Origin of the sequence: Shigella sp. FC1661, from assembly GCF_001712525.1 — a bacterium.
Classification (GTDB): Bacteria; Pseudomonadota; Gammaproteobacteria; order Enterobacterales; family Enterobacteriaceae; genus Escherichia; species Escherichia coli.
This window is the reverse complement of sequence record NZ_MDGW01000244.1, coordinates 1-23,397: the sequence shown is the minus strand read 5'-3', so window position 1 is coordinate 23,397 and position 23,397 is coordinate 1. Positions and strand designations below refer to the sequence as shown.

The following is a 23,397-nucleotide window of genomic DNA, read 5'->3' as shown; positions in this document are numbered from 1 at the left end:
CATGGCCAGAGCGCGTGGACGAGGTCGTCGCGAACTTAAGTCCGAAATCAACATTGTACCGTTGCTGGACGTACTGCTGGTGCTGTTGCTGATCTTCATGGCGACAGCGCCCATCATCACCCAGAGCGTGGAGGTCGATCTGCCAGACGCTACTGAATCACAGGCGGTGAGCAGTAACGATAATCCGCCAGTGATTGTTGAAGTGTCTGGTATTGGTCAGTACACCGTGGTGGTTGAGAAAGATCGCCTGGAGCGTTTACCACCAGAGCAGGTGGTGGCGGAAGTGTCCAGCCGTTTCAAGGCCAACCCGAAAACGGTCTTTCTGATCGGTGGCGCAAAAGATGTGCCTTACGATGAAATAATTAAAGCACTGAACTTGTTACATAGTGCGGGTGTGAAATCGGTTGGTTTAATGACGCAGCCTATCTAAACATCTGCGTTTCCCTTGCTTGAAAGAGAGCGGGTAACAGGCGAACAGTTTTTGGAAACCGAGAGTGTCAAAGGCAACCGAACAAAACGACAAGCTCAAGCGGGCGATAATTATTTCAGCAGTGCTGCATGTCATCTTATTTGCGGCGCTGATCTGGAGTTCGTTCGATGAGAATATAGAAGCTTCAGCCGGAGGTGGCGGTGGTTCGTCCATCGACGCTGTCATGGTTGATTCAGGTGCGGTAGTTGAGCAGTACAAACGCATGCAAAGCCAGGAATCAAGCGCGAAGCGTTCTGATGAACAGCGCAAGATGAAGGAACAGCAGGCTGCTGAAGAACTGCGTGAGAAACAAGCGGCTGAACAGGAACGCCTGAAGCAACTTGAGAAAGAGCGGTTAGCGGCTCAGGAGCAGAAAAAGCAGGCTGAAGAAGCTGCAAAACAGGCCGAGTTAAAGCAGAAGCAAGCTGAAGAGGCGGCAGCGAAAGCGGCGGCAGATGCTAAAGCGAAGGCCGAAGCAGATGCTAAAGCGAAGGCCGAAGCAGATGCTAAAGCTGCGGAAGAAGCAGCGAAGAAAGCGGCTGCAGACGCAAAGAAAAAAGCAGAAGCAGAAGCCGCCAAAGCCGCAGCGCAGAAAAAAGCCGAGGCAGCCGCTGCGGCACTGAAGAAGAAAGCGGAAGCGGCAGAAGCAGCTGCAGCTGAAGCAAGAAAGAAAGCGGCAACTGAAGCTGCTGAAAAAGCCAAAGCAGAAGCTGAGAAGAAAGCGGCAGCAGAGAAAGCTGCAGCCGACAAAAAAGCAGCAGAAAAAGCGGCTGCTGAAAAGGCAGCAGCTGATAAGAAAGCAGCGGCAGAAAAAGCCGCCGCAGAGGCAGATGATATTTTCGGTGAGCTAAGCTCTGGTAAGAATGCACCGAAAACGGGGGGAGGGGCGAAAGGGAACAATGCTTCGCCTGCCGGGAGTGGTAATACTAAAAACAATGGCGCATCAGGGGCCGATATCAATAACTATGCCGGGCAGATTAAATCTGCTATCGAAAGTAAGTTCTATGACGCATCGTCCTATGCAGGCAAAACCTGTACGCTGCGCATAAAACTGGCACCCGATGGTATGTTACTGGATATCAAACCTGAAGGTGGCGATCCCGCACTTTGTCAGGCTGCGTTGGCAGCAGCTAAACTTGCGAAGATCCCGAAACCACCAAGCCAGGCAGTATATGAAGTGTTCAAAAACGCGCCATTGGACTTCAAACCGTAATCGCGATGTTGACTGTTCGGACGGTCAACATCAGGCACCGGTTGCCACGGGGTTCTGGTAGTTTTGTGTATTTTAGTTTGTTAACATTCTGCTAAATTATCGTGGGCCATCGGTCCAGATAAGGGAGATATGATGAAGCAGGCATTACGAGTAGCATTTGGTTTTCTCATACTGTGGGCATCAGTTCTGCATGCTGAAGTCCGCATTGTGATCGACAGCGGTGTAGATTCCGGTCGTCCTATTGGTGTTGTTCCTTTCCAGTGGGCGGGGCCTGGTGCGGCACCTGAAGATATTGGCGGCATCGTTGCTGCTGACTTGCGTAACAGCGGTAAATTTAATCCGTTAGATCGCGCTCGTCTGCCACAGCAGCCGGGTAGTGCGCAGGAAGTACAACCATCTGCATGGTCCGCACTGGGCATTGACGCTGTAGTTGTCGGTCAGGTCACTCCGAATCCGGATGGTTCTTACAATGTTGCTTATCAACTTGTTGACACTGGCGGCGCACCGGGTACTGTACTTGCTCAGAACTCGTACAAAGTGAACAAGCAGTGGCTGCGTTATGCTGGTCATACCGCCAGTGATGAAGTGTTTGAAAAACTGACCGGCATTAAAGGTGCGTTCCGTACCCGTATTGCCTACGTTGTTCAGACCAACGGCGGTCAGTTCCCGTATGAACTGCGCGTATCTGACTATGACGGTTACAACCAGTTTGTCGTTCACCGTTCACCGCAGCCGCTGATGTCTCCGGCGTGGTCACCAGACGGTTCTAAACTGGCTTATGTGACCTTCGAAAGCGGTCGTTCCGCGCTGGTTATTCAGACGCTGGCAAATGGCGCTGTACGTCAGGTGGCTTCATTCCCGCGTCACAACGGTGCACCTGCATTCTCGCCAGACGGCAGCAAACTGGCATTCGCCTTGTCGAAAACCGGTAGTCTGAACCTGTACGTAATGGATTTGGCTTCTGGTCAGATCCGCCAGGTGACTGATGGTCGCAGTAACAATACCGAACCGACCTGGTTCCCGGATAGCCAGAACCTGGCATTTACTTCTGACCAGGCCGGTCGTCCGCAGGTTTATAAAGTGAATATCAACGGCGGTGCGCCACAACGTATTACCTGGGAAGGTTCGCAGAACCAGGATGCGGATGTCAGCAGCGACGGTAAATTTATGGTAATGGTCAGCTCCAATGGTGGGCAGCAGCACATTGCCAAACAAGATCTGGCAACGGGAGGCGTACAAGTTCTGTCGTCCACGTTCCTGGATGAAACGCCAAGTCTGGCACCTAATGGCACTATGGTAATCTACAGCTCTTCTCAGGGGATGGGATCCGTGCTGAATTTGGTTTCTACAGATGGGCGTTTCAAAGCGCGTCTTCCGGCAACTGATGGACAGGTCAAATTCCCTGCCTGGTCGCCGTATCTGTGATAATAATTAATTGAATAGTAAAGGAATCATTGAAATGCAACTGAACAAAGTGCTGAAAGGGCTGATGATTGCTCTGCCTGTTATGGCAATTGCGGCATGTTCTTCCAACAAGAACGCCAGCAATGACGGCAGCGAAGGCATGCTGGGTGCCGGCACTGGTATGGATGCGAACGGCGGCAACGGCAACATGTCTTCCGAAGAGCAGGCTCGTCTGCAAATGCAACAGCTGCAGCAGAACAACATCGTTTACTTCGATCTGGACAAGTACGATATCCGTTCTGACTTCGCTCAAATGCTGGATGCACATGCAAACTTCCTGCGTAGCAACCCGTCTTACAAAGTCACCGTAGAAGGTCACGCGGACGAACGTGGTACTCCGGAATACAACATCTCCCTGGGTGAACGTCGTGCGAACGCCGTTAAGATGTACCTGCAGGGTAAAGGCGTTTCTGCAGACCAGATCTCCATCGTTTCTTACGGTAAAGAAAAACCTGCAGTACTGGGTCATGACGAAGCGGCATACTCCAAAAACCGTCGTGCGGTACTGGTTTACTAAGAGAATTGCATGAGCAGTAACTTCAGACATCAACTATTGAGTCTGTCGTTACTGGTTGGTATAGCGGCCCCCTGGGCCGCTTTTGCTCAGGCACCAATCAGTAGTGTCGGCTCAGGCTCGGTCGAAGACCGCGTCACTCAACTTGAGCGTATTTCTAATGCTCACAGCCAGCTTTTAACCCAACTCCAGCAACAACTTTCTGATAATCAATCCGATATTGATTCCCTGCGTGGTCAGATTCAGGAAAATCAGTATCAACTGAATCAGGTCGTGGAGCGGCAAAAGCAGATCCTGTTGCAGATCGACAGCCTCAGCAGCGGTGGTGCAGCGGCGCAATCAACCAGCAGCGATCAAAGCGGTGCGGCGGCATCAACGACGCCGACAGCTGATGCTGGTACTGCGAATGCTGGCGCGCCGGTGAAAAGCGGCGATGCAAACACGGATTACAATGCAGCTATTGCGCTGGTGCAGGATAAATCCCGCCAGGATGACGCAATGGTGGCATTTCAGAATTTCATCAAAAATTACCCTGATTCAACTTACCTGCCAAACGCCAATTATTGGCTGGGTCAGTTAAACTACAACAAGGGTAAAAAAGATGATGCGGCGTACTATTTTGCTTCGGTAGTGAAAAACTATCCGAAGTCACCAAAGGCTGCTGATGCGATGTTTAAAGTCGGCGTCATCATGCAGGACAAAGGTGACACCGCAAAAGCGAAAGCCGTATACCAGCAGGTTATCAGTAAATACCCTGGTACTGATGGCGCTAAACAGGCACAAAAACGTCTGAACGCGATGTAATGCATAACACACGACCAGAAGTTGCATTATTTCTGGTCGTGTCGTGCGAATCATAAGCAGTTGAGTGATCTGCATCGAAATTTTTGTTGCGCTCAAGTCTGAAATCAGTAATATATGCCGCCGTTGCCACGGGATATCAAACAAACCGAAAGCAACGAAAAAGTGGGTCGTTAGCTCAGTTGGTAGAGCAGTTGACTTTTAATCAATTGGTCGCAGGTTCGAATCCTGCACGACCCACCACTAACATAGTTAGTTGTAGTATCCAGCGTAGTATTGGGTGATTAGCTCAGCTGGGAGAGCACCTCCCTTACAAGGAGGGGGTCGGCGGTTCGATCCCGTCATCACCCACCAGCGGGTCGTTAGCTCAGTCGGTAGAGCAGTTGACTTTTAATCAATTGGTCGCAGGTTCGAATCCTGCACGACCCACCAGTTTTAGCATCGAAGACAGATGTCAAGCGTGTAGGATAACGTTGCGTCAGCAACGGCCCGTAGGGCGAGCGAAGCGAGTCATCCTGCCCGACCCACCACTAATTACGATGGGTTCGGTGGAAGTAGTTTGTAGTATCCAGCGCAGTATCGGGTGATTAGCTCAGCTGGGAGAGCACCTCCCTTACAAGGAGGGGGTCGGCGGTTCGATCCCGTCATCACCCACCACTCGGGTCGTTAGCTCAGTTGGTAGAGCAGTTGACTTTTAATCAATTGGTCGCAGGTTCGAATCCTGCACGACCCACCAATTTTAACATCAAACTCAGATGTTAAGCGTGAAGGATAACGTTGCGCCAGCAACGGCCCGTAGGGCAAGCGAAGCGAGTCATCCTGCACGACACACCAATCTTAAAGATTGGCCCCGAGTAGAAATCTTTCAGGTAACACCCGTATGGGTCGTTAGCTCAGTTGGTAGAGCAGTTGACTTTTAATCAATTGGTCGCAGGTTCAAATCCTGCACGACCCACCAATGTAAAAAAGCGCCCTAAAGGCGCTTTTTTGCTATTCAGGCATCCTCAATTTTACTTTGTAAACCTGATGACATCGTCAGAGCTTACTGTGCAAGCAACTCTACGTCGGTGGAATTAGGCGTAATTCGAGTGACTTTTCCCCACCATTCGACTATCTTGTTTAGCATATAAAACAAATTACACCGATAACAGCGAATATTACGCTAATGTCGGTTTTAACGTTAAGCCTGTAAAACGAGATGGTAAGATGAGCGTAATGTTTGATCCAGACACGGCGATTTATCCTTTCCCCCCGAAGCCGACGCCGTTAAGCATTGATGAAAAAGCGTATTACCGCGAGAAGATAAAACGTCTGCTAAAAGAACGTAATGCGATGATGGTTGCCCACTACTATACCGATCCCGAAATTCAACAACTGGCAGAAGAAACCGGTGGCTGTATTTCTGATTCTCTGGAAATGGCGCGCTTCGGTGCAAAGCATCCCGCTTCTACTTTGTTAGTCGCTGGGGTGAGATTTATGGGAGAAACCGCCAAAATTCTCAGTCCGGAAAAAACAATTCTGATGCCGACACTTCAGGCTGAATGTTCACTGGATCTCGGCTGCCCTGTTGAAGAATTTAACGCATTTTGCGATGCCCATCCCGATCGTACTGTCGTCGTCTACGCCAACACTTCTGCTGCGGTAAAAGTGCGCGCAGATTGGGTGGTAACTTCAAGCATTGCCGTCGAACTTATTGATCATCTTGATAGTTTGGGTGAAAAAATCATCTGGGCACCCGACAAACATCTGGGGCGTTACGTGCAAAAACAGACGGGTGGAGACATTCTATGCTGGCAGGGTGCCTGTATTGTGCATGATGAATTTAAGACTCAGGCGTTAACCCGCTTGCAAGAAGAATACCCGGATGCTGCCATACTGGTGCATCCAGAATCACCACAAGCTATTGTCGATATGGCGGATGCGGTCGGTTCCACCAGTCAACTGATCGCTGCTGCGAAAACATTGCCACATCAGAGGCTTATTGTGGCAACCGATCGGGGTATTTTCTACAAAATGCAGCAGGCGGTGCCAGATAAAGAGTTACTGGAAGCACCAACCGCAGGTGAGGGTGCAACCTGCCGCAGCTGCGCGCATTGTCCGTGGATGGCCATGAATGGCCTTCAGGCCATCGCAGAGGCATTAGAACAGGAAGGAAGCAATCACGAGGTTCATGTTGATGAAAGGCTGCGAGAGAGGGCGCTGGTGCCGCTCAATCGTATGCTGGATTTTGCGGCTACACTACGTGGATAACGAATAATAAGGCGTAACGTTACGCTTTGGGGGAAAGATGGATTTTTTTAGTGTGCAGAATATCCTGGTACATATACCAATAGGAGCAGGCGGTTATGATCTCTCATGGATCGAAGCGGTAGGCACGATCGCCGGGTTGCTGTGTATTGGCCTTGCCAGTCTGGAGAAGATCAGCAACTACTTCTTTGGCCTGATCAACGTCACCTTGTTTGGCATTATTTTCTTTCAGATTCAGCTGTATGCCAGCCTGCTATTACAGGTGTTTTTCTTTGCCGCGAATATTTACGGTTGGTATGCGTGGTCGCGACAAACCAGTCAGAACGAGGCGGAGTTGAAAATTCGCTGGTTACCATTGCCGAAGGCGCTCAGCTGGTTGGCGGTTTGCGTTGTTTCGATTGGTCTGATGACGGTATTTATCAATCCGGTGTTTGCATTTTTGACCCGCGTGGCAGTCATGATCATGCAAGCATTAGGATTACAGGTTGTGATGCCTGAACTGCAACCGGACGCTTTCCCGTTCTGGGATTCATGCATGATGGTGTTATCTATCGTGGCAATGCTTCTGATGACGCGTAAGTATGTGGAAAACTGGCTGTTGTGGGTGATTATTAACGTGATTAGCGTCGTTATTTTTGCACTTCAGGGCGTTTACGCCATGTCTCTGGAGTACATCATCCTGACCTTTATTGCGCTCAACGGCAGTCGGATGTGGATCAACAGCGCACGTGAAAGAGGCTCATGCGCGCTGTCCCATTAATGGTGATGATGTGAATGGCCAGACACCCCTTCATTCAGGTGGCAGTCTGGCCCATGACAAGGTTGATATTCCATCTGAATGGTGGCGTGCTCAATCTGATAGTGAGCCATCAGGTAGTGTTGGATCTGATCCAACAAGGCATCGTGATCGTGTGGCGGGATCACCTGCACATGCAGCGTCATCACCGGCTTCTCACCTACCATCCATACATGTACATGGTGCACATTGCGGACTTCCGGGATTTCCCGGCACATACGACGCTTCAGTTCAGCGATATCCAGCGATACCGGTGCACCTTCAAGTAATTCATTCACGCTATCTTTCAACAGTCGCCACGCGCTACGCAGAACCAGAAGCGACACCACTATCGAGAGAATGGGGTCAGCAGGTGTCCAGCCGGTCCAGATAATAATCAACGCGGCAATAATAGCCCCAACCGAACCCAACAGGTCCCCGAGCACATGCAATGCCGCTGCTCGTACGTTGAGGTTTTTCTCTTCGCTGCCGTGATGAAGTAACCAGAAAGAAAGTATATTTGCCAGCAACCCAGCCACGGCAATTGCCATCATCATGCCGCCCTCGACCGGACGCGGCGTGCGGAAGCGTTCTATCGCCTCCCAGACAATCAAAATGGTAATTACCACGAGGGCGATGGCATTCACAAACGCCGCGAGCGTGGTCAGTCTTAGCCAACCGAAAGTGTGGCGAATGGTGGGAGGACGACGTGAAAATTGCACGGCGAGTAGGGCGAAAAGCAGGGCGGCAGTATCGGTCAACATATGACCCGCATCGGCCAGCAATGCCAGAGAACCAGAAAGAAAACCACCAACGACTTCTACCAGCATAAACCCGGCAGTCACGCCGAAAGCATACAACAAGCGACGAGCATTATTATCTTCTGGCAGGTGTGAGGACGTGTGTGAGTGTGAGTGCGCCATGACGAGTCATCCCTTAATTATTCTCACTTAACTTTATGACATCATACTGCTTTTAGAAGTGAAAAATTAAAAGGGAGAGACTCCGCTCTCCCATTATTGGCTATTTTGCAGGGTTACTGCGTGGTACCGTCGGTTTTGGTATCGACATCATTATTGATGCCATCACCGGTTTGTACCTTTTTATTGATATCCGGACATCGACCATCTTTGCACATGGTGTTCTTGTGCTCTTCATCTTTGGTCATTCCGTCATTGTTCATTGAAGAACCATCCGAATGCAGCATTGTGCCGCCAGAACCGGTATTTACCCCGTTATTGTCGACGTTATTTGGCGCGACATTTTCACGGGCGTCAGGGGCTACCTGGCCCGCATCAGTTGCGGCGTTTGCCTGGCCGTTATTAGTTTGCGCTCCGCTATCGGCAGCCAGTGCGGCACCGCTGGCAAGGCTTAGAGTGGCAGTCAGAAATAATGTGGCCAGTTTTGTCATTTTCATAGGATGCTCCTGTTATGGTCGTTATGTCGGATAACCTCTTCCAACAGTGCATTTGCAGGTGAATATAAGGCATTGGTTTAAGATTTCAGCCAGTTTATGAAACGCAGCAGAGAATCTTGAAATAATTAACAAACAAAGGAGTTACAGTTAGAAATTGTAGGAGAGATCTCGTTTTTCGCGACAATCTGGCGTTTTTCTTGCTAATTCCAGGATTAATCCGTTCATAATGTAAAACTCCGTTTACACATTCTGACGGAAGATATAGATTGGAAGTATTGCATTCACTAAGATAAGTATGGCAACACTGGAACAGACATGAATTATCAGAACGACGATTTACGCATCAAAGAAATCAAAGAGTTACTTCCTCCTGTCGCATTGCTGGAAAAATTCCCCGCTACTGAAAATGCCGCGAATACGGTTGCCCATGCCCGAAAAGCGATCCATAAGATCCTGAAAGGTAATGATGATCGCCTGTTGGTGGTGATTGGCCCGTGCTCAATTCATGATCCTGTCGCGGCTAAAGAGTATGCCACTCGCTTGCTGGCGCTGCGTGAAGAGCTGAAAGATGAGCTGGAAATCGTAATGCGCGTCTATTTTGAAAAGCCGCGTACCACGGTGGGCTGGAAAGGGCTGATTAACGATCCGCATATGGATAACAGCTTCCAGATCAACGACGGTCTTCGTATAGCCCGTAAATTGCTGCTTGATATTAACGACAGCGGTCTGCCAGCGGCGGGTGAGTTTCTCGATATGATCACCCCACAATATCTCGCTGACCTGATGAGCTGGGGCGCAATTGGCGCACGTACCACCGAATCGCAGGTGCACCGCGAACTGGCATCAGGGCTTTCTTGTCCAGTCGGCTTCAAAAATGGCACCGACGGTACGATTAAAGTGGCTATCGATGCCATTAATGCCGCCGGTGCGCCGCACTGCTTCCTGTCCGTAACGAAATGGGGGCATTCGGCGATTGTGAATACCAGCGGTAACGGCGATTGCCATATCATTCTGCGCGGCGGTAAAGAGCCTAACTACAGCGCGAAGCACGTTGCTGAAGTGAAAGAAGGGCTGAACAAAGCAGGCCTGCCAGCACAGGTGATGATCGATTTCAGCCATGCTAACTCGTCCAAACAATTCAAAAAGCAGATGGATGTTTGTGCTGACGTTTGCCAGCAGATTGCCGGTGGCGAAAAGGCCATTATTGGCGTGATGGTGGAAAGCCATCTGGTGGAAGGCAATCAGAGCCTCGAGAGCGGGGAGCCGCTGGCCTACGGTAAGAGCATCACCGATGCCTGCATCGGCTGGGAAGATACCGATGCTCTGTTACGTCAACTGGCGAATGCAGTAAAAGCGCGTCGCGGGTAAGGTTTAATTGTCGGATGCGCCGTCAGAGTGGCGTATCCGATGAATCACCACAGGCCTGATAAGTCGCGCAGCGTCGCATCAGGCAATGTGCTCCATTGTTAGCAACAAAAAAGCCGACTCACTTGCAGTCGGCTTTCTCATTTTAAACGAATGACGTTTACTTCGCTTTACCCTGGTTTGCAACCGCCGCTGCTTTCGCTGCGATCTCGTCAGCATTACCCAGATAATAGCGTTTCAGCGGTTTGAAATTCTCGTCGAACTCATACACCAGCGGCACGCCAGTCGGGATATTCAGCTCAAGAATCTCTTCTTCGCTCATGTTATCAAGATATTTCACCAGCGCACGCAGGGAGTTACCGTGTGCGGCGATGATTACGCGCTCACCGCTCTTCATACGCGGTAGAATAGTTTCATTCCAGTAAGGGATCACGCGGTCAATGGTCAGCGCCAGGCTTTCCGTCAGCGGCAGTTCTTTCTCGCTCAGTTTCGCGTAACGCGGATCGTGACCCGGATAACGCTCATCATCTTTAGTCAGTTCCGGCGGAGTCACTGCAAAACCACGACGCCACTGTTTCACCTGCTCGTCGCCATACTTTTCAGCAGTTTCCGCTTTGTTCAGACCCTGCAACGCACCGTAGTGACGTTCGTTCAGTTTCCAGGATTTCTCAACGGGCAGCCATGCCTGATCCAGTTCGTCCAGCACATTCCACAGGGTATGGATAGCGCGTTTCAGCACAGAAGTGTAAGCAAAGTCAAAGCTGTAACCTTCCTCTTTCAGCAGCTTACCTGCTGCTTTTGCTTCGCTTACGCCTTTCTCAGACAGATCCACGTCGTACCAACCGGTGAAACGGTTTTCTTTGTTCCACTGACTTTCGCCATGACGAACCAGAACCAGCTTAGTTACAGCCATATACTTACTCCTCAAATCATCTTTTAATGATAATAATTCTCATTATATTGCCGCGACGAAGCAACAGCAATGCTTACGCATAACCATAGCGAAAATAGTGGCGCAGTGTAAGGTTGTTGTGAATATTGAGTTGCAAATATGTCGGTGTTTGCTGGTGATTTGAACAATATGAGATAAAGCCCTCATGACGAGGGCTTAACATTACTCAGCAATAAACTGATATTCCGTCAGGCTGGAATACTCTTCGCCAGGACGCAGGAAGCAGTCCGGTTGCGGCCATTCAGGGTGGTTCGGGCTGTCCGGCAGAAACTCGCTTTCCAACGCCAGCCCTTGCCAGTCGGCGTAAGGTTCTGTTCCCCGCGACGGTGTGCCGCCGAGGAAGTTGCCGGAGTAGAATTGCAGAGCCGGAGCGGTGGTGTAGACCTTCAGCTGCAATTTTTCATCTGCTGACCAGACATGCGCCGCCACTTTCTTGCCATCGCCTTTGGCCTGTAACAAGAATGCGTGATCGTAACCTTTCACTTTGCGCTGATCGTCGTCGGCAAGAAACTCACTGGCGATGATTTTGGCGCTGCGGAAATCAAAAGACGTTCCGGCGACAGATTTCAGGCCGTCGTGCGGAATGCCGCCTTCATCAACCGGCAGATATTCGTCCGCCAGAATCTGCAACTTGTGATTGCGCACGTCAGACTGCTCGCCGTCAAGATTGAAATAGACGTGATTAGTCATATTCACCGGGCAAGGTTTATCAACTGTGGCGCGATAAGTAATGGAGATACGGTTATCGTCGGTCAGACGATATTGCACCGTTGCGCCGAGATTACCCGGGAAGCCCTGATCGCCATCATCTGAACTCAGGGCAAACAGCACCTGACGATCGTTCTGGTTCACAATCTGCCAGCGACGTTTGTCGAACCCTTCCGGGCCGCCGTGCAGCTGGTTAACGCCCTGACTTGGCGAAAGGGTCACGGTTTCACCGTCAAAGGTATAACGGCTATTGGCGATGCGGTTGGCATAACGACCAATAGAGGCCCCCAGAAACGCGGCCTGATCCTGATAGCATTCCGGGCTGGCACAGCCGAGCAGCGCCTCGCGGACGCTGCCATCGGAAAGCGGAATACGGGCTGAAAGTAAAGTCGCACCCCAGTCCATCAGCGTGACTACCATCCCTGCGTTGTTACGCAAAGTTAACAGTCGGTACGGCTGACCATCGGGTGCCAGTGCGGGAGTTTCGTTCAGCACTGTCCTGCTCCTTGTGATGGTTTACAAACGTAAAAAGTCTCTTTAATACCTATTTTTGCTTCATATTGTTCAGCGACAGCTTGCTGTACGGCAGGCACCAGCTCTTCCGGGATCAACGCGACGATACAGCCGCCAAATCCGCCGCCGGTCATGCGTACGCCACCTTTGTCGCCAATCACAGCTTTGACGATTTCTACCAGAGTGTCAATTTGCGGCACGGTGATTTCGAAATCATCGCGCATAGAGGCATGAGACTCCGCCATCAACTCGCCCATACGTTTCAGGTCGCCCTGCTCCAGCGCGCTGGCAGCTTCAACGGTGCGGGCGTTTTCAGTCAGGATATGCCGCACGCGTTTCGCCACGATTGGGTCCAGCTCATGTGCAACAGCATTGAACTCTTCAATGGTGACATCGCGCAGGGCTGGCTGCTGGAAGAAACGCGCACCGGTTTCGCACTGTTCACGACGGGTGTTGTATTCGCTGCCAACCAGGGTACGTTTGAAGTTACTGTTGATGATGACGACAGCCACACCTTTCGGCATGGAAACTGCTTTGGTCCCCAGTGAACGACAGTCAATCAGCAAGGAATGATCTTTCTTGCCGAGTGCGGAAATTAGCTGATCCATGATCCCGCAGTTACAGCCAACAAACTGGTTTTCTGCTTCCTGACCGTTAAGCGCGATTTGTGCGCCGTCCAGCGGCAGATGATAAAGCTGCTGCAATACGGTTCCGACCGCGACTTCCAGTGAAGCGGAAGAACTTAACCCGGCACCCTGCGGCACATTGCCGCTGATCACCATGTCCACACCGCCGAAGCTGTTGTTACGCAGTTGCAGATGTTTCACCACGCCACGAACGTAGTTCGCCCATTGATAGTTTTCATGCGCGACAATGGGCGCATTGAGGGAAAACTCGTCGAGCTGATTTTCATAATCGGCTGCCATCACGCGAACTTTACGGTCATCGCGTGGTGCACAGCTGATCACGGTTTGATAATCAATCGCGCAGGGCAGAACGAAACCGTCGTTGTAGTCCGTGTGTTCACCAATCAAATTCACGCGGCCAGGCGCCTGAATGGTGTGAGTGGCAGGGTAGCCAAATGCGTTGGCAAACAGAGATTGTGTTTTTTCTTTCAGACTCATTTCTTACACTCCGGATTCGCGAAAATGGATATCGCTGACTGCGCGCAAACGCTCTGCTGCCTGTTCTGCGGTCAGGTCTCGCTGGGTCTCTGCCAGCATTTCATAACCAACCATAAATTTACGTACGGTGGCGGAGCGCAGCAGAGGCGGATAAAAGTGCGCGTGCAGCTGCCAGTGTTGATTCTCTTCGCCATTAAATGGTGCGCCGTGCCAGCCCATAGAGTAGGGGAAGGAGCACTGGAAGAGGTTGTCATAACGACTGGTCAGCTTTTTCAACGCCAGCGCCAAATCGCTGCGCTGGGCGTCGGTCAAATCGGTGATCCGCAAAACGTGGGCTTTGGGCAGCAGTAGCGTTTCGAACGGCCAGGCAGCCCAGTAAGGCACAACGGCTAACCAGTGTTCGGTTTCGACAACGGTACGGCTACCGTCTGCCAGCTCGCGCTGAACATAATCCACCAGCATTGGTGATTTCTGTTCGGCAAAATATTCTTTTTGCAGGCGGTCTTCGCGCTCAGCTTCGTTAGGCAGGAAGCTATTTGCCCAAATCTGTCCGTGCGGATGCGGGTTAGAGCAGCCCATCGCCGCACCTTTGTTTTCAAAGACCTGCACCCACGGGTACGTTTTTCCCAGCTCTGCGGTTTGCTCCTGCCAGGTTTTGACGATTTCCGTCAATGCCGCAACGCTCAGTTCTGGCAACGTTTTACTGTGATCCGGTGAAAAGCAGATCACCCGGCTGGTACCGTGCGCGCTCTGGCAACGCATCAAAGGATCGTTGCTTTCTGGCGCATCTGGCGTGTCAGACATCAAGGCCGCAAAGTCATTAGTGAAAACGTAAGTCCCGGTGTAATCGTGGTTTTTATCGCCTGTCACCCGCACATTACCTGCGCAGAGGAAGCAATCTGGATCGTGCGCAGGTAACACCTGTTTGGCTGGCGTTTCCTGCGCCCCCTGCCAGGGGCGCTTAGCGCGGTGCGGTGAAACCAGAATCCATTGCCCGGTGAGCGGGTTGTAGCGGCGATGTGGATGATCAACGGGATTAAATTGCGTCATGGTCGTTCCTTAATCGGGATATCCCTGTGGATGGCGTGACTGCCAGTGCCAGGTGTCCTGCGCCATTTCATCGAGTGTGCGCGTTACGCGCCAGTTCAGTTCACGGTCGGCTTTGCTGGCGTCCGCCCAGTAGGCCGGAAGGTCGCCCTCGCGACGCGGTGCAAAATGATAGTTAACCGGTTTGCCGCAGGCTTTGCTGAAGGCATTAACCACGTCCAGCACGCTGCTGCCTATGCCAGCGCCGAGGTTGTAGATGTGTACGCCTGGCTTGTTCGCCAGTTTTTCCATCGCCACGACGTGACCGTCCGCCAGATCCATTACGTGGATGTAATCGCGTACGCCAGTACCATCTTCGGTCGGATAATCGTTACCAAAAATCGCCAGCGAGTCGCGACGGCCTACAGCAACCTGGGCGATGTATGGCATCAGGTTATTCGGAATGCCTTGCGGATCTTCGCCCATATCGCCCGACGGATGCGCGCCAACCGGGTTGAAGTAGCGCAGCAGGGCAATGCTCCAGTCCGGCTGGGCTTTTTGCAGATCGGTGAGGATCTGTTCCACCATCAGCTTGCTTTTGCCGTAAGGGCTTTGCGGTGTGCCGGTCGGGAAGCTTTCAACGTATGGAATTTTGGGCTGATCGCCATAAACGGTGGCGGAGGAGCTAAAAATAAAGTTTTTGACGTTAGCGGCGCGCATGGCGCTAATCAGGCGCAGAGTACCGTTGACATTGTTGTCGTAATATTCCAGCGGTTTTTGTACCGATTCGCCAACGGCTTTCAGCCCGGCGAAGTGGATCACGGTGTCGATAGCGTGATCGTGCAGGATCTCGGTCATCAACGCTTCGTTACGAATATCGCCTTCAACAAACGTTGGATGTTTGCCGCCTAAACGCTCGATAACAGGCAGTACGCTGCGCTTACTGTTACAGAGGTTATCAAGAATGATGACATCATGACCGTTTTGCAGTAATTGCACGCAGGTATGACTTCCAATGTAACCGCTACCACCGGTAACCAGAACTCTCATAATTCGCTCCATTAGGCTTATGGTATGAAATAACCATAGCATAACAAAGATGCGAAAAGTGTGACATGGAATAAATTAGTGGAATCGTTTACACAAGAATTTAGCCGTTTTTTATGCGCGATTAAGTGATTATAAAACAGAGGGTTTATGAATGATTGCGCTTTTTATCTGAAAAAAGAAGCGGTTTCATGCCTGCATGCGTCGAACCGTTGGCCGGAGAGGGCGCTTAGGCCGCCTCCGGCAAGGTCAGCACTACCGACTCAATATATTTTTGTCAGCACATAGCGATAGAGTCCACCGTCCGGCACGAACTCAAGGCGATGGGTAATACAGGCAGGCGCATCTTCAGCGTGGTGCGAAACAAACAACAATTGCGTTTCACCTTCGCTAATCAGCACATCAACAAAACGGCGGATAAGCTGGCGATTGAGCGGATCAAGCCCCTGTAGTGGTTCATCGAGAATAAGCAACGTCGGATGTTTCACCAGTGCGCGGACGATCAGCGCCAGATGCTGCTGTCCCCAGGAAAGACTATGGAACGGAGCGTCAGCCGTACGTTTATCAATGCCGAGAATATCCAGCCACTGCTGCACCAGTTTTTGCTGGCGATCCGAAACGGCCTGATAAATGCCAATCGAATCAAAATAGCCAGAAAGAATCACATTACGCACGGTAGTGCTGACCCGGTAATCCAGATGCAAACTACTGCTGACGTAACCGATATGCTTTTTGATATCCCAGATGGTTTCGCCGCTGCCGCGACGTCGTCCGAAAAGCGTCAAATCGTTGCTGTAACCTTGCGGATGATCGCCAGTAACCAGGCTTAATAACGTCGATTTTCCTGCACCATTTGGCCCGACAATTTGCCAGTGTTCACCTGGATTCACCTGCCAGCTAAGGTTATTAAGAATGGGGCGATCGTTATAAGAAACCACGCCATTGTTCAGCACAATGCGCGGTTCGTTGGCGGGTAAGGCGTGACGTGCTGAAGGTTCATCCGGCTCCGGCAGTTGCACACCTTCAAGCTGTTCACTATGTGCCAGTTGCGCGACGAGTGCTTGTTGGAGCAGTTCCTCTTTAGCGCCAGTTTCCGCTAACGTGCAATCCGCCAGCACGCCAGCAAACTGGACAAACTCCGGGATCTCATCGAAGCGATTGAGCACCAGTACCAGAGTAATACCGGACTGATGTAACGAGGCGAGTCGCTCAGCCAGCTGCTGACGTGAGGCAACATCCAGGCCATCGAACGGCTCATCAAGAATCAACAAGTCAGGCTCCGACATCAGCGCCTGACACAGCAGGGTTTTTCGCGTCTCGCCAGTGGAAAGGTATTTAAAGCGTCGGTCGAGGAGGGCGGTAATACCGAACTGCTGCGCCAGTTGCATGCAACGCGGTGCATCCTTTACTTCATCCTGAATGATCTCAGCCGTAGTGCGTCCGGTGTCATCTTCGCCAGGGCCGAGCATATCGGTGTTATTCCGCTGCCATTCGTCGCTGACGAGTTTTTGCAATTGCTCGAAGGAGAGACGAGTGATGTGGGAAAACTGGCTTTGCCGTTCACCTTTCAAAAGCGGAAGTTCCCCCGCCAGCGCGCGGGCCAGGGCCGATTTCCCGCTTCCATTCGAACCGACAAACGCCCAACTATCACCCGCGTTTAACGTTAGCTGAGGCAATTGCAGCGTTTTTGTGTCGCTAAGACGAAACGTGCCTTGCAAAATTTGCAACGATGACATATTATATCCCATTTTGTGCAGCGATTACTGACAGGGATACGTGTTTCATAACAAATTGTCAACACGCTTAGCACAGCGTGGCGATAATCACGCTGTCGGCATTAAAGTAGGCCGTGACATTCTGCCCTTGCTGAAGAGAAGTCGCTTCATTTACCGGCACTGTGGCGCACAGTGTTTGCCCGTCGGGTAGCGCCATTAATACTTCGCACTGCTCTGCGCCGCGCTCAATATGACTAATAATACCCGGTAATTGGTTGTTGGCGTTTTGTGCGACCGCTTCGTCCTGAGTAATGCCTACCCACGGCGCTTTTAGCAATATCAACACTTCTTTGCCTTCATCCAGCCCCAGACGTGCGCCGCTTTGTGCGGTAATTGCGACTTTCAGGCGTGTTTTTCCGTCAGCCAGTAAGACATCAACATGCTGTTGAACGTCATCATGATCGCGGGCGGTGATGGTACCGAACCACTGGTTACGGGCGCTGGTTTGCAGTGAAAAACGTGAGATCGCGGCCAGCAGGCTGTTCAGCGGCAGGGCGTCATCGTCACTTAACACATCAAAGGCTTTTTGCTGGATTTGCGCCAGTAAGTCATAGAGCTGAATCAGTCGCTGACCATAGCGGGTCAGTACTGCGCCGCCGCCACCTTTACCGCCTGTTGCGCGCTCAACCAGAATATGCTCGCTTAACTGATTCATCTCGTTAATGGCATCCCAGGCGCTTTTATAGCTGATACCGGCATCTTTCGCTCCCTGGCTAATGGAACCGGAAAGCGCAATGTGTTTTAGTAGCGAAATCCGGCGCGGGTCGGCGAATAATTTTTGTTGGAGCTTAAGGGTGAGAAGGATTTCGGCCTGCATAACAATGTCCTGGCAAAAGTCTTATTGTGACGGAAAACGAACGCCACGCAAAGCTGACCGCACAAAAGGGGAGTGCTTTTCTGTGCTTAGCGGTTAGAATAGTCTCATGACTATATCTGGAGTTGACCATGTTAGAGTTATTAAAAAGTCTGGTATTCGCCGTAATCATGGTACCTGTCGTGATGGCCATCATCCTGGGTCTGATTTACGGTCTTGGTGAAGTATTCAACATCTTTTCTGGTGTTGGTAAAAAAGACCAGCCCGGACAAAATCATTGATTCCCTGAATGCCCACTTAGTCGGGCATTTCTTTTTCTCAACTTCCTGCTTTTCCAGCCGATATTTTTTCTTATCTACCTCACAAAGGTTAGCAATAACTGCTGGGAAAATTCTGAGCTAGCCGTTATGTTGTCACCTATATAACGTTACATTAAGGGGTTACCAATGGCTCGTAAATGGTTGAACTTGTTTGCCGGGGCGGCACTCTCTTTCGCTGTTGCTGGCAATACACTGGCAGATGAAGGGAAAATCACGGTGTTCGCCGCCGCATCACTGACTAACGCAATGCAGGACATTGCTACGCAGTATAAAAAAGAAAAAGGCGTGGATGTGGTTTCTTCTTTCGCTTCGTCATCTACTCTGGCCCGTCAGATTGAAGCGGGAGCGCCTGCGGATCTGTTTATCTCTGCCGATCAGAAATGGATGGATTATGCGGTTGATAAAAAAGCGATCGATACGGCTTCGCGGCAGACACTGCTCGGCAATAGCCTGGTCGTTGTAGCACCGAAAGCCAGCGAGCAGAAAGATTTCATCATCGACAGCACAACTAACTGGACTTCGCTGCTGAATGGCGGTCGCCTCGCGGTTGGCGATCCGGAACATGTCCCTGCTGGCATTTATGCAAAAGAAGCACTGCAAAAACTGGGCGCATGGGATACGCTCTCCCCGAAATTGGCTCCGGCGGAAGATGTTCGTGGCGCGCTGGCGTTGGTCGAACGCAATGAAGCGCCGTTGGGCATTGTTTACGGTTCTGACGCAGTTGTCAGCAAAGGGGTAAAAGTGGTTGCCACCTTCCCGGAAGATTCACATAAAAAAGTGGAATATCCGGTTGCTGTTGTGGAAGGGCATAACAATGCGACAGTGAAAGCATTTTATGATTATCTGAAGGGACCGCAGGCAGCGGAAATCTTTAAACGTTACGGATTTACAACCAAGTAATGATACTGACCGATCCAGAATGGCAGGCAGTTTTATTAAGCCTGAAAGTTTCTTCCCTGGCTGTGCTGTTTAGCCTGCCGTTTGGGATCTTTTTTGCCTGGTTACTAGTGCGTTGCACGTTTCCGGGCAAAGCTCTGCTCGACAGCGTACTGCATCTACCGCTGGTGTTACCGCCCGTGGTCGTCGGTTACTTATTATTAGTTTCGATGGGACGGCGCGGATTTATCGGTGAACGTCTGTATGACTGGTTTGGTATTACCTTCGCCTTTAGCTGGCGCGGCGCGGTTCTCGCTGCCGCCGTCATGTCGTTTCCGCTGATGGTGCGGGCAATTCGTCTGGCGCTGGAAGGGGTTGATGTCAAACTCGAACAGGCCGCAAGAACACTAGGTGCCGGGCGCTGGCGCGTTTTCTTTACTATCACGTTACCGCTGACCTTACCGGGAATTATTGTTGGTACGGTACTGGCTTTTGCTCGTTCTCTCGGTGAGTTTGGTGCAACCATCACCTTTGTGTCGAACATTCCTGGCGAAACGCGAACCATTCCCTCTGCCATGTATACCCTGATCCAGACCCCGGCGGGGAAAGTGGCGCGGCGAGACTGTGCATTATTTCTATTGCGCTGGCGATGATCTCCCTGTTGATTTCAGAATGGCTGGCCAGAATCAGCCGTGAACGGGCGGGGCGCTAATCATGCTGGAACTGAATTTTTCCCAGACGTTGGGCAACCATTGCCTGACTATTAATGAAACGCTGCCCGCCAATGGCATCACTGCTATTTTTGGCGTCTCCGGTGCCGGAAAAACTTCGCTGATTAACGCCATCAGTGGACTGACGCGCCCGCAAAAAGGGAGGATTGTCCTCAATGGTCGGGTACTAAATGATGCCGAAAAAGGTATCTGCCTGACGCCAGAAAAGCGTCGCGTTGGCTATGTTTTTCAGGATGCGCGGCTGTTTCCGCATTACAAAGTGCGTGGCAATCTGCGCTACGGCATGGCGAAAAGCATGGTCGATCAGTTCGATAAGCTGGTGGCGCTTTTAGGCATTGAACCGTTGCTTGACCGTTTACCAGGCAGCCTGTCCGGAGGCGAAAAACAGCGCGTAGCGATTGGGCGGGCTTTGCTGACGGCACCAGAATTGCTGTTGCTGGATGAACCGCTGGCGTCACTGGATATTCCGCGTAAACGCGAACTGTTGCCTTATCTGCAACGTCTGACGCGGGAAATCAACATCCCGATGTTGTATGTCAGCCATTCGCTGGATGAGATCCTCCATCTGGCAGACAGAGTGATGGTACTGGAAAACGGTCAGGTGAAAGCCTTTGGCGCACTGGAAGAAGTCTGGGGTAGTAGCGTGATGAATCCGTGGCTGCCGAAAGAGCAACAAAGTAGCATTCTGAAAGTGACGGTGCTTGAGCATCATCCGCATTACGCGATGACCGCGCTGGCGCTGGGCGATCAGCATTTGTGGGTCAATAAGCTGGACGAACCGCTGCAAGCTGCGCTACGTATCCGCATTCAGGCTTCCGATGTTTCTCTGGTTTTACAACCGCCGCAGCAAACCAGCATTCGTAACGTATTGCGGGCAAAAGTTGTTAATAGTTATGACGACAACGGTCAGGTGGAAGTGGAGCTGGAAGTCGGCGGTAAAACGCTGTGGGCGCGTATCAGCCCGTGGGCCAGGGATGAACTGGCGATCAAACCAGGCCTGTGGCTGTACGCGCAAATTAAAAGTGTGTCGATAACCGCCTGATTAAATCAGGTGGCTATAAATGAACTGGGCAATGCTGTCGGTGGTGTTATCACCAATCACAATGTTGGCGCGCGCTTTTACCGCGTCATCGGCGTTGCCCATCGCCACGCCTGTACCAGCGGCCTCCAGCATACTGATATCATTAAAGTTATCGCCGAACGCCACGACGTTTTCCATCGACCAGCCTTGCGCCTCAACCCATTTCGTCAAACGTTTACCTTTGCTGTTGCCGCCGCGTGCAATATCAACCTGATCGTGCCAGGACCATTCACACTCCAGTCCCAGTTCATGTTCGACATGCTTACCAAAATGCTGCAATTGCGGCATGTCATCGTGCGTCAGGGCGAACTTCCATACGGCGTTAACTTGTTGCGCCGTTTCAGCCAGAGAAGCGACTTGTGTGAAAGTCGGACGCTGTTCCGGCGGCAGGGTTTGCGCCCAGTTAGACGTGCGAATGACATGCCCGGTCGGGTGCTCATAGACCATTGCATCATCCACATACATCAGACCGTGAATGTGGTGTTCATTCAGCATCTCAATGAGTTGCAGGGCTTTATTAACGGGCATTGGGTCCGCTTCCAGCACGGTTTTTGCATGATAATCATACAAATAGGTGCCATTACAGCAAATAGCAGGTGTATCCAGCGCCAGCGCCTGATAAAAAGGATGAATAGCGACGTGATGGCGACCTGTGATGATGATTAATTGATAGCCTGCTTCGCGAGCGCGGGCCAGGGCTTCTATCGATGAAGGAAGCAGGGTCTTTTTCGGGGTCAATAAGGTGCCGTCTAAGTCGAGAGCAATCACGCGTGTGGTCATGGCGTATTCCAGATTAAGGTTAAGAATTTTCGTCTGCGCGAATGGTACACCGATACCACTATCGGACAAAATTCTGCGTTTTAATTCAGCATTCACCGCCAAAAGCGACTAATTTTAGCTGTTACAGTCAGTTGCTAAATGCAAAGGAGCATTCATGAAGCAAATGCCTCTTAGGAATTAATCCTTTATAATCAATTAATTACAAGTGGTGTTTCGAAATCGTTCGAAATTAATTCTAAATGTCTTTCCATTCCCTCCCTCGTCCGTCACGGTATTTATCCGTCATGCTGGATGAACGATGTCCAAGGAGCGCCTGAGTGAAATCACTGCCTTTTTCTGCTGAGTGCAGGCGACCGGATAAACTTCGGATTTCATGAAATGGCGGTGGGTCACCTTCCCATTTCAATCCGGATGTGTCTCGGGCAATCCTGAACTGTGCTGCGATTGTCCTGGCTGTCTTCCCTCCGAGTAACTTTTCGTTTTTACCGTTTATTTTTTTCAAGTTATCCAGTACATCGGTAAGTGTTAAATTCAATCTGGAAATCGTGGTGGGGAGAGAAATGCGAATTTTTGCCCCTGTTTTTTGTTGTTCCACGTATAGCCTGCCATCTCTTATATCCTCCCATCTCATAGCCGCCAGATCTCCTTCGCGCTGTCCTGTTACCAGTGCAAGATCCATGCAAAGGCCGAACCATTCGTTCTGGACGTCTGCTATTTTCCTGATTAACAGATACTCGTCAATTAACAGTCGACTGCGCTTCACTTCAGTTCTGAATGGCCTGGTTGCAGAAGCTGGATCTTCTTCGGCAAGACCAGAAGCTATAGCTGTTTTAAAAATGTCTGTGAAGTGGTCAACAAAAACTGGCCACCGAGTTAGAGTTTTTCCAGTATCGATTTTCCGATTCGTTTGGGGGTAACCCACCGTTATATTCGTGCGGTCTTAGTGCGCTGTAATATCCAACGATATAGTCCGTTATGGCGTGAGCTGCCTCGCTGAAGCTTACGTAACCCACCACCGGCATCCATTCGTTCTTCAGACTCCTGAAGAAGCGTTCCATTGGGCTGTTATCCCAGCAGTTTCCGCGCCGGCTCATACTCTGTCTGATCTGGTATCGCCACAATAACTGCCGGAACTGCCTGCTCGTATAATGACTGCCCTGATCGCTGTGGAACATCACCCCGCCGGGCTTACCACGGGTTTCCCATGCCATTTCCAGCGCTTTCATGGTGAGCCTGCTGTCCGGCGAGAACGACATGGCCCAGCCCACTGGTTTTCTTGCGAACAGGTCGAGAACAACGGCGAGGTACGCCCAGCGCTTACCCGTCCAGATACAGGTCACATCACCGCACCACACCTGATTTGGCTCGGTCACGGCGAACTGCCT

Annotated in this window: 23 protein-coding genes, 6 tRNA genes and 1 pseudogene; 18 read left to right on the top strand and 12 right to left on the bottom strand. The window is 51.1% G+C overall.

The features are described from left to right. Position 1: 1 nt before the first annotated feature. From tolR to pnuC, 13 genes are all read left to right on the top strand, one after another. Positions 2-430 (top strand): colicin uptake protein TolR, encoded by a 429-nt coding sequence (tolR, locus tag BFF42_RS14560; protein ID WP_000090104.1) that lies wholly within the window; start codon positions 2-4, stop codon positions 428-430. A gap of 64 nt (positions 431-494) precedes the next feature. Continuing rightward, a complete protein-coding gene (gene tolA, locus BFF42_RS14555; RefSeq protein ID WP_000030667.1) occupies positions 495-1,682 on the top strand; it encodes a cell envelope integrity protein TolA in 1,188 nt (395 codons plus the stop codon). A gap of 132 nt (positions 1,683-1,814) precedes the next feature. After that, complete coding sequence (tolB, locus tag BFF42_RS14550) at positions 1,815-3,107, top strand: Tol-Pal system beta propeller repeat protein TolB (protein WP_012421565.1); 1,293 nt, start codon at positions 1,815-1,817, stop codon at positions 3,105-3,107. A gap of 34 nt (positions 3,108-3,141) precedes the next feature. Then, the gene (pal, locus tag BFF42_RS14545) at positions 3,142-3,663 is read left to right on the top strand and encodes a peptidoglycan-associated lipoprotein Pal (protein WP_001295306.1); all 522 of its coding nucleotides are present in this window, start codon (positions 3,142-3,144) and stop codon (positions 3,661-3,663) included. A gap of 9 nt (positions 3,664-3,672) precedes the next feature. After that, a complete protein-coding gene (cpoB, locus tag BFF42_RS14540) occupies positions 3,673-4,464 on the top strand; it encodes a cell division protein CpoB (RefSeq protein ID WP_000097580.1) in 792 nt (263 codons plus the stop codon). Between the two features lie 164 nt (positions 4,465-4,628). Beyond that, positions 4,629-4,704: transfer RNA gene (locus BFF42_RS14535), tRNA-Lys, on the top strand. Between the two features lie 35 nt (positions 4,705-4,739). Beyond that, positions 4,740-4,815, top strand: a tRNA-Val gene (locus tag BFF42_RS14530). Positions 4,816-4,817: 2 nt separating this feature from the next. Then, a tRNA-Lys gene (locus BFF42_RS14525) sits at positions 4,818-4,893 on the top strand. Positions 4,894-5,042: 149 nt separating this feature from the next. Beyond that, positions 5,043-5,118 (top strand) — tRNA-Val (locus BFF42_RS14520). 3 nt (positions 5,119-5,121) lie between these two features. After that, a tRNA-Lys gene (locus tag BFF42_RS14515) sits at positions 5,122-5,197 on the top strand. A gap of 146 nt (positions 5,198-5,343) precedes the next feature. Next, a tRNA-Lys gene (locus BFF42_RS14510) sits at positions 5,344-5,419 on the top strand. 248 nt (positions 5,420-5,667) lie between these two features. Further along, entirely contained in the window at positions 5,668-6,711 is a 1,044-nt protein-coding gene (gene nadA, locus BFF42_RS14505; protein ID WP_039060053.1) for a quinolinate synthase NadA, read from the top strand. Between the two features lie 37 nt (positions 6,712-6,748). Beyond that, a complete protein-coding gene (pnuC, locus tag BFF42_RS14500) occupies positions 6,749-7,468 on the top strand; it encodes a nicotinamide riboside transporter PnuC (protein WP_000345414.1) in 720 nt (239 codons plus the stop codon). Here the strand turns inward: pnuC and zitB are convergent. Both zitB and BFF42_RS14490 read right to left on the bottom strand, forming a co-directional pair. After that, complete coding sequence (gene zitB / locus BFF42_RS14495; protein WP_039059092.1) at positions 7,465-8,406, bottom strand: CDF family zinc transporter ZitB; 942 nt, start codon at positions 8,404-8,406, stop codon at positions 7,465-7,467. The genes pnuC and zitB overlap by 4 nt on opposite strands. A 113-nt stretch (positions 8,407-8,519) precedes the next feature. Further along, a complete protein-coding gene (locus BFF42_RS14490; RefSeq protein WP_000784361.1) occupies positions 8,520-8,900 on the bottom strand; it encodes a YbgS-like family protein in 381 nt (126 codons plus the stop codon). Between the two features lie 315 nt (positions 8,901-9,215). On the opposite strand from BFF42_RS14490, the gene aroG reads away from it, so the two are divergent. Further along, entirely contained in the window at positions 9,216-10,268 is a 1,053-nt protein-coding gene (gene aroG, locus BFF42_RS14485) for a 3-deoxy-7-phosphoheptulonate synthase AroG (protein ID WP_001109196.1), read from the top strand. Between the two features lie 157 nt (positions 10,269-10,425). Here aroG and gpmA read toward each other — a convergent pair whose 3' ends face one another. The 7 genes from gpmA to modE all read right to left on the bottom strand — a co-directional run bounded on the left by gpmA (position 10,426) and on the right by modE (position 18,227). Continuing rightward, positions 10,426-11,178: a 2,3-diphosphoglycerate-dependent phosphoglycerate mutase gene (gene gpmA, locus BFF42_RS14480; RefSeq protein WP_001295305.1), complete on the bottom strand. Its 753-nt coding sequence runs from the start codon at positions 11,176-11,178 to the stop codon at positions 10,426-10,428. Between the two features lie 201 nt (positions 11,179-11,379). Next, the gene (galM, locus tag BFF42_RS14475) at positions 11,380-12,420 is read right to left on the bottom strand and encodes a galactose-1-epimerase (protein WP_000931389.1); all 1,041 of its coding nucleotides are present in this window, start codon (positions 12,418-12,420) and stop codon (positions 11,380-11,382) included. Then, a complete protein-coding gene (gene galK, locus BFF42_RS14470; protein WP_000053444.1) occupies positions 12,414-13,562 on the bottom strand; it encodes a galactokinase in 1,149 nt (382 codons plus the stop codon). The genes galM and galK overlap by 7 nt, the downstream gene beginning before the upstream one ends. A gap of 3 nt (positions 13,563-13,565) precedes the next feature. Beyond that, complete coding sequence (galT, locus tag BFF42_RS14465) at positions 13,566-14,612, bottom strand: galactose-1-phosphate uridylyltransferase (protein ID WP_039060054.1); 1,047 nt, start codon at positions 14,610-14,612, stop codon at positions 13,566-13,568. 9 nt (positions 14,613-14,621) lie between these two features. Then, complete coding sequence (galE, locus tag BFF42_RS14460) at positions 14,622-15,638, bottom strand: UDP-glucose 4-epimerase GalE (protein ID WP_001265437.1); 1,017 nt, start codon at positions 15,636-15,638, stop codon at positions 14,622-14,624. A 260-nt stretch (positions 15,639-15,898) separates the two neighbouring features. Then, entirely contained in the window at positions 15,899-17,371 is a 1,473-nt protein-coding gene (gene modF, locus BFF42_RS14455) for a molybdate ABC transporter ATP-binding protein ModF (RefSeq protein ID WP_000096867.1), read from the bottom strand. A gap of 67 nt (positions 17,372-17,438) precedes the next feature. Further along, positions 17,439-18,227, bottom strand: coding sequence for a molybdenum-dependent transcriptional regulator (gene modE, locus BFF42_RS14450; RefSeq protein ID WP_001147440.1), 789 nt, complete (start codon positions 18,225-18,227; stop codon positions 17,439-17,441). 128 nt (positions 18,228-18,355) lie between these two features. Here modE and acrZ point away from each other — a divergent pair, with 128 nt between their 5' ends. The 4 genes and pseudogenes from acrZ to modC all read left to right on the top strand — a co-directional run bounded on the left by acrZ (position 18,356) and on the right by modC (position 21,193). Then, entirely contained in the window at positions 18,356-18,505 is a 150-nt protein-coding gene (acrZ, locus tag BFF42_RS14445; protein ID WP_000891515.1) for a multidrug efflux pump accessory protein AcrZ, read from the top strand. Between the two features lie 165 nt (positions 18,506-18,670). Continuing rightward, positions 18,671-19,444, top strand: coding sequence for a molybdate ABC transporter substrate-binding protein (gene modA, locus BFF42_RS14440; protein WP_000101999.1), 774 nt, complete (start codon positions 18,671-18,673; stop codon positions 19,442-19,444). Continuing rightward, a pseudogene (gene modB / locus BFF42_RS14435) lies at positions 19,444-20,132 on the top strand (molybdate ABC transporter permease subunit). The gene modA and the pseudogene modB overlap by 1 nt, the downstream one beginning before the upstream one ends. 2 nt (positions 20,133-20,134) lie before the next feature. Further along, the gene (gene modC / locus BFF42_RS14430; RefSeq protein ID WP_000891683.1) at positions 20,135-21,193 is read left to right on the top strand and encodes a molybdenum ABC transporter ATP-binding protein ModC; all 1,059 of its coding nucleotides are present in this window, start codon (positions 20,135-20,137) and stop codon (positions 21,191-21,193) included. Here the strand turns inward: modC and ybhA are convergent, their stop codons facing one another. The 3 genes from ybhA to BFF42_RS14415 all read right to left on the bottom strand — a co-directional run. Continuing rightward, positions 21,194-22,012 (bottom strand): bifunctional pyridoxal phosphate/fructose-1,6-bisphosphate phosphatase, encoded by an 819-nt coding sequence (ybhA, locus tag BFF42_RS14425; protein ID WP_012421454.1) that lies wholly within the window; start codon positions 22,010-22,012, stop codon positions 21,194-21,196. It lies immediately after the preceding gene. Between the two features lie 235 nt (positions 22,013-22,247). Then, positions 22,248-22,934 carry a tyrosine-type recombinase/integrase gene (locus tag BFF42_RS27780; RefSeq protein ID WP_012421354.1) on the bottom strand — a complete coding sequence of 229 codons (687 nt, stop codon included), beginning with the start codon at positions 22,932-22,934 and terminating at the stop codon, positions 22,248-22,250. Further along, positions 22,864-23,397 (bottom strand): IS3 family transposase (locus BFF42_RS14415; protein WP_039060271.1); only part of this gene is annotated, 534 nt, incomplete at its 5' end. The genes BFF42_RS14415 and BFF42_RS27780, both read right to left, overlap by 71 nt.

Excerpts from the sequence above, each read along its gene's own strand:
- tolR (WP_000090104.1), top strand. The coding sequence starts at position 2 with ATGGCCAGAGCGCGTGGACGAGGTCGTCGCGAACTTAAGTCCGAAATC.
- tolB (WP_012421565.1), top strand. The coding sequence starts at position 1,815 with ATGAAGCAGGCATTACGAGTAGCATTTGGTTTTCTCATACTGTGGGCA.
- pal (WP_001295306.1), top strand. The coding sequence starts at position 3,142 with ATGCAACTGAACAAAGTGCTGAAAGGGCTGATGATTGCTCTGCCTGTT.
- cpoB (WP_000097580.1), top strand. The coding sequence starts at position 3,673 with ATGAGCAGTAACTTCAGACATCAACTATTGAGTCTGTCGTTACTGGTT.
- nadA (WP_039060053.1), top strand. The coding sequence starts at position 5,668 with ATGAGCGTAATGTTTGATCCAGACACGGCGATTTATCCTTTCCCCCCG.
- pnuC (WP_000345414.1), top strand. The coding sequence starts at position 6,749 with ATGGATTTTTTTAGTGTGCAGAATATCCTGGTACATATACCAATAGGA.
- zitB (WP_039059092.1), bottom strand. The coding sequence starts at position 8,406 with ATGGCGCACTCACACTCACACACGTCCTCACACCTGCCAGAAGATAAT.
- BFF42_RS14490 (WP_000784361.1), bottom strand. The coding sequence starts at position 8,900 with ATGAAAATGACAAAACTGGCCACATTATTTCTGACTGCCACTCTAAGC.
- aroG (WP_001109196.1), top strand. The coding sequence starts at position 9,216 with ATGAATTATCAGAACGACGATTTACGCATCAAAGAAATCAAAGAGTTA.
- gpmA (WP_001295305.1), bottom strand. The coding sequence starts at position 11,178 with ATGGCTGTAACTAAGCTGGTTCTGGTTCGTCATGGCGAAAGTCAGTGG.
- galK (WP_000053444.1), bottom strand. The coding sequence starts at position 13,562 with ATGAGTCTGAAAGAAAAAACACAATCTCTGTTTGCCAACGCATTTGGC.
- galT (WP_039060054.1), bottom strand. The coding sequence starts at position 14,612 with ATGACGCAATTTAATCCCGTTGATCATCCACATCGCCGCTACAACCCG.
- galE (WP_001265437.1), bottom strand. The coding sequence starts at position 15,638 with ATGAGAGTTCTGGTTACCGGTGGTAGCGGTTACATTGGAAGTCATACC.
- modF (WP_000096867.1), bottom strand. The coding sequence starts at position 17,371 with ATGTCATCGTTGCAAATTTTGCAAGGCACGTTTCGTCTTAGCGACACA.
- modE (WP_001147440.1), bottom strand. The coding sequence starts at position 18,227 with ATGCAGGCCGAAATCCTTCTCACCCTTAAGCTCCAACAAAAATTATTC.
- acrZ (WP_000891515.1), top strand. The coding sequence starts at position 18,356 with ATGTTAGAGTTATTAAAAAGTCTGGTATTCGCCGTAATCATGGTACCT.
- modA (WP_000101999.1), top strand. The coding sequence starts at position 18,671 with ATGGCTCGTAAATGGTTGAACTTGTTTGCCGGGGCGGCACTCTCTTTC.
- modC (WP_000891683.1), top strand. The coding sequence starts at position 20,135 with ATGCTGGAACTGAATTTTTCCCAGACGTTGGGCAACCATTGCCTGACT.
- ybhA (WP_012421454.1), bottom strand. The coding sequence starts at position 22,012 with ATGACCACACGCGTGATTGCTCTCGACTTAGACGGCACCTTATTGACC.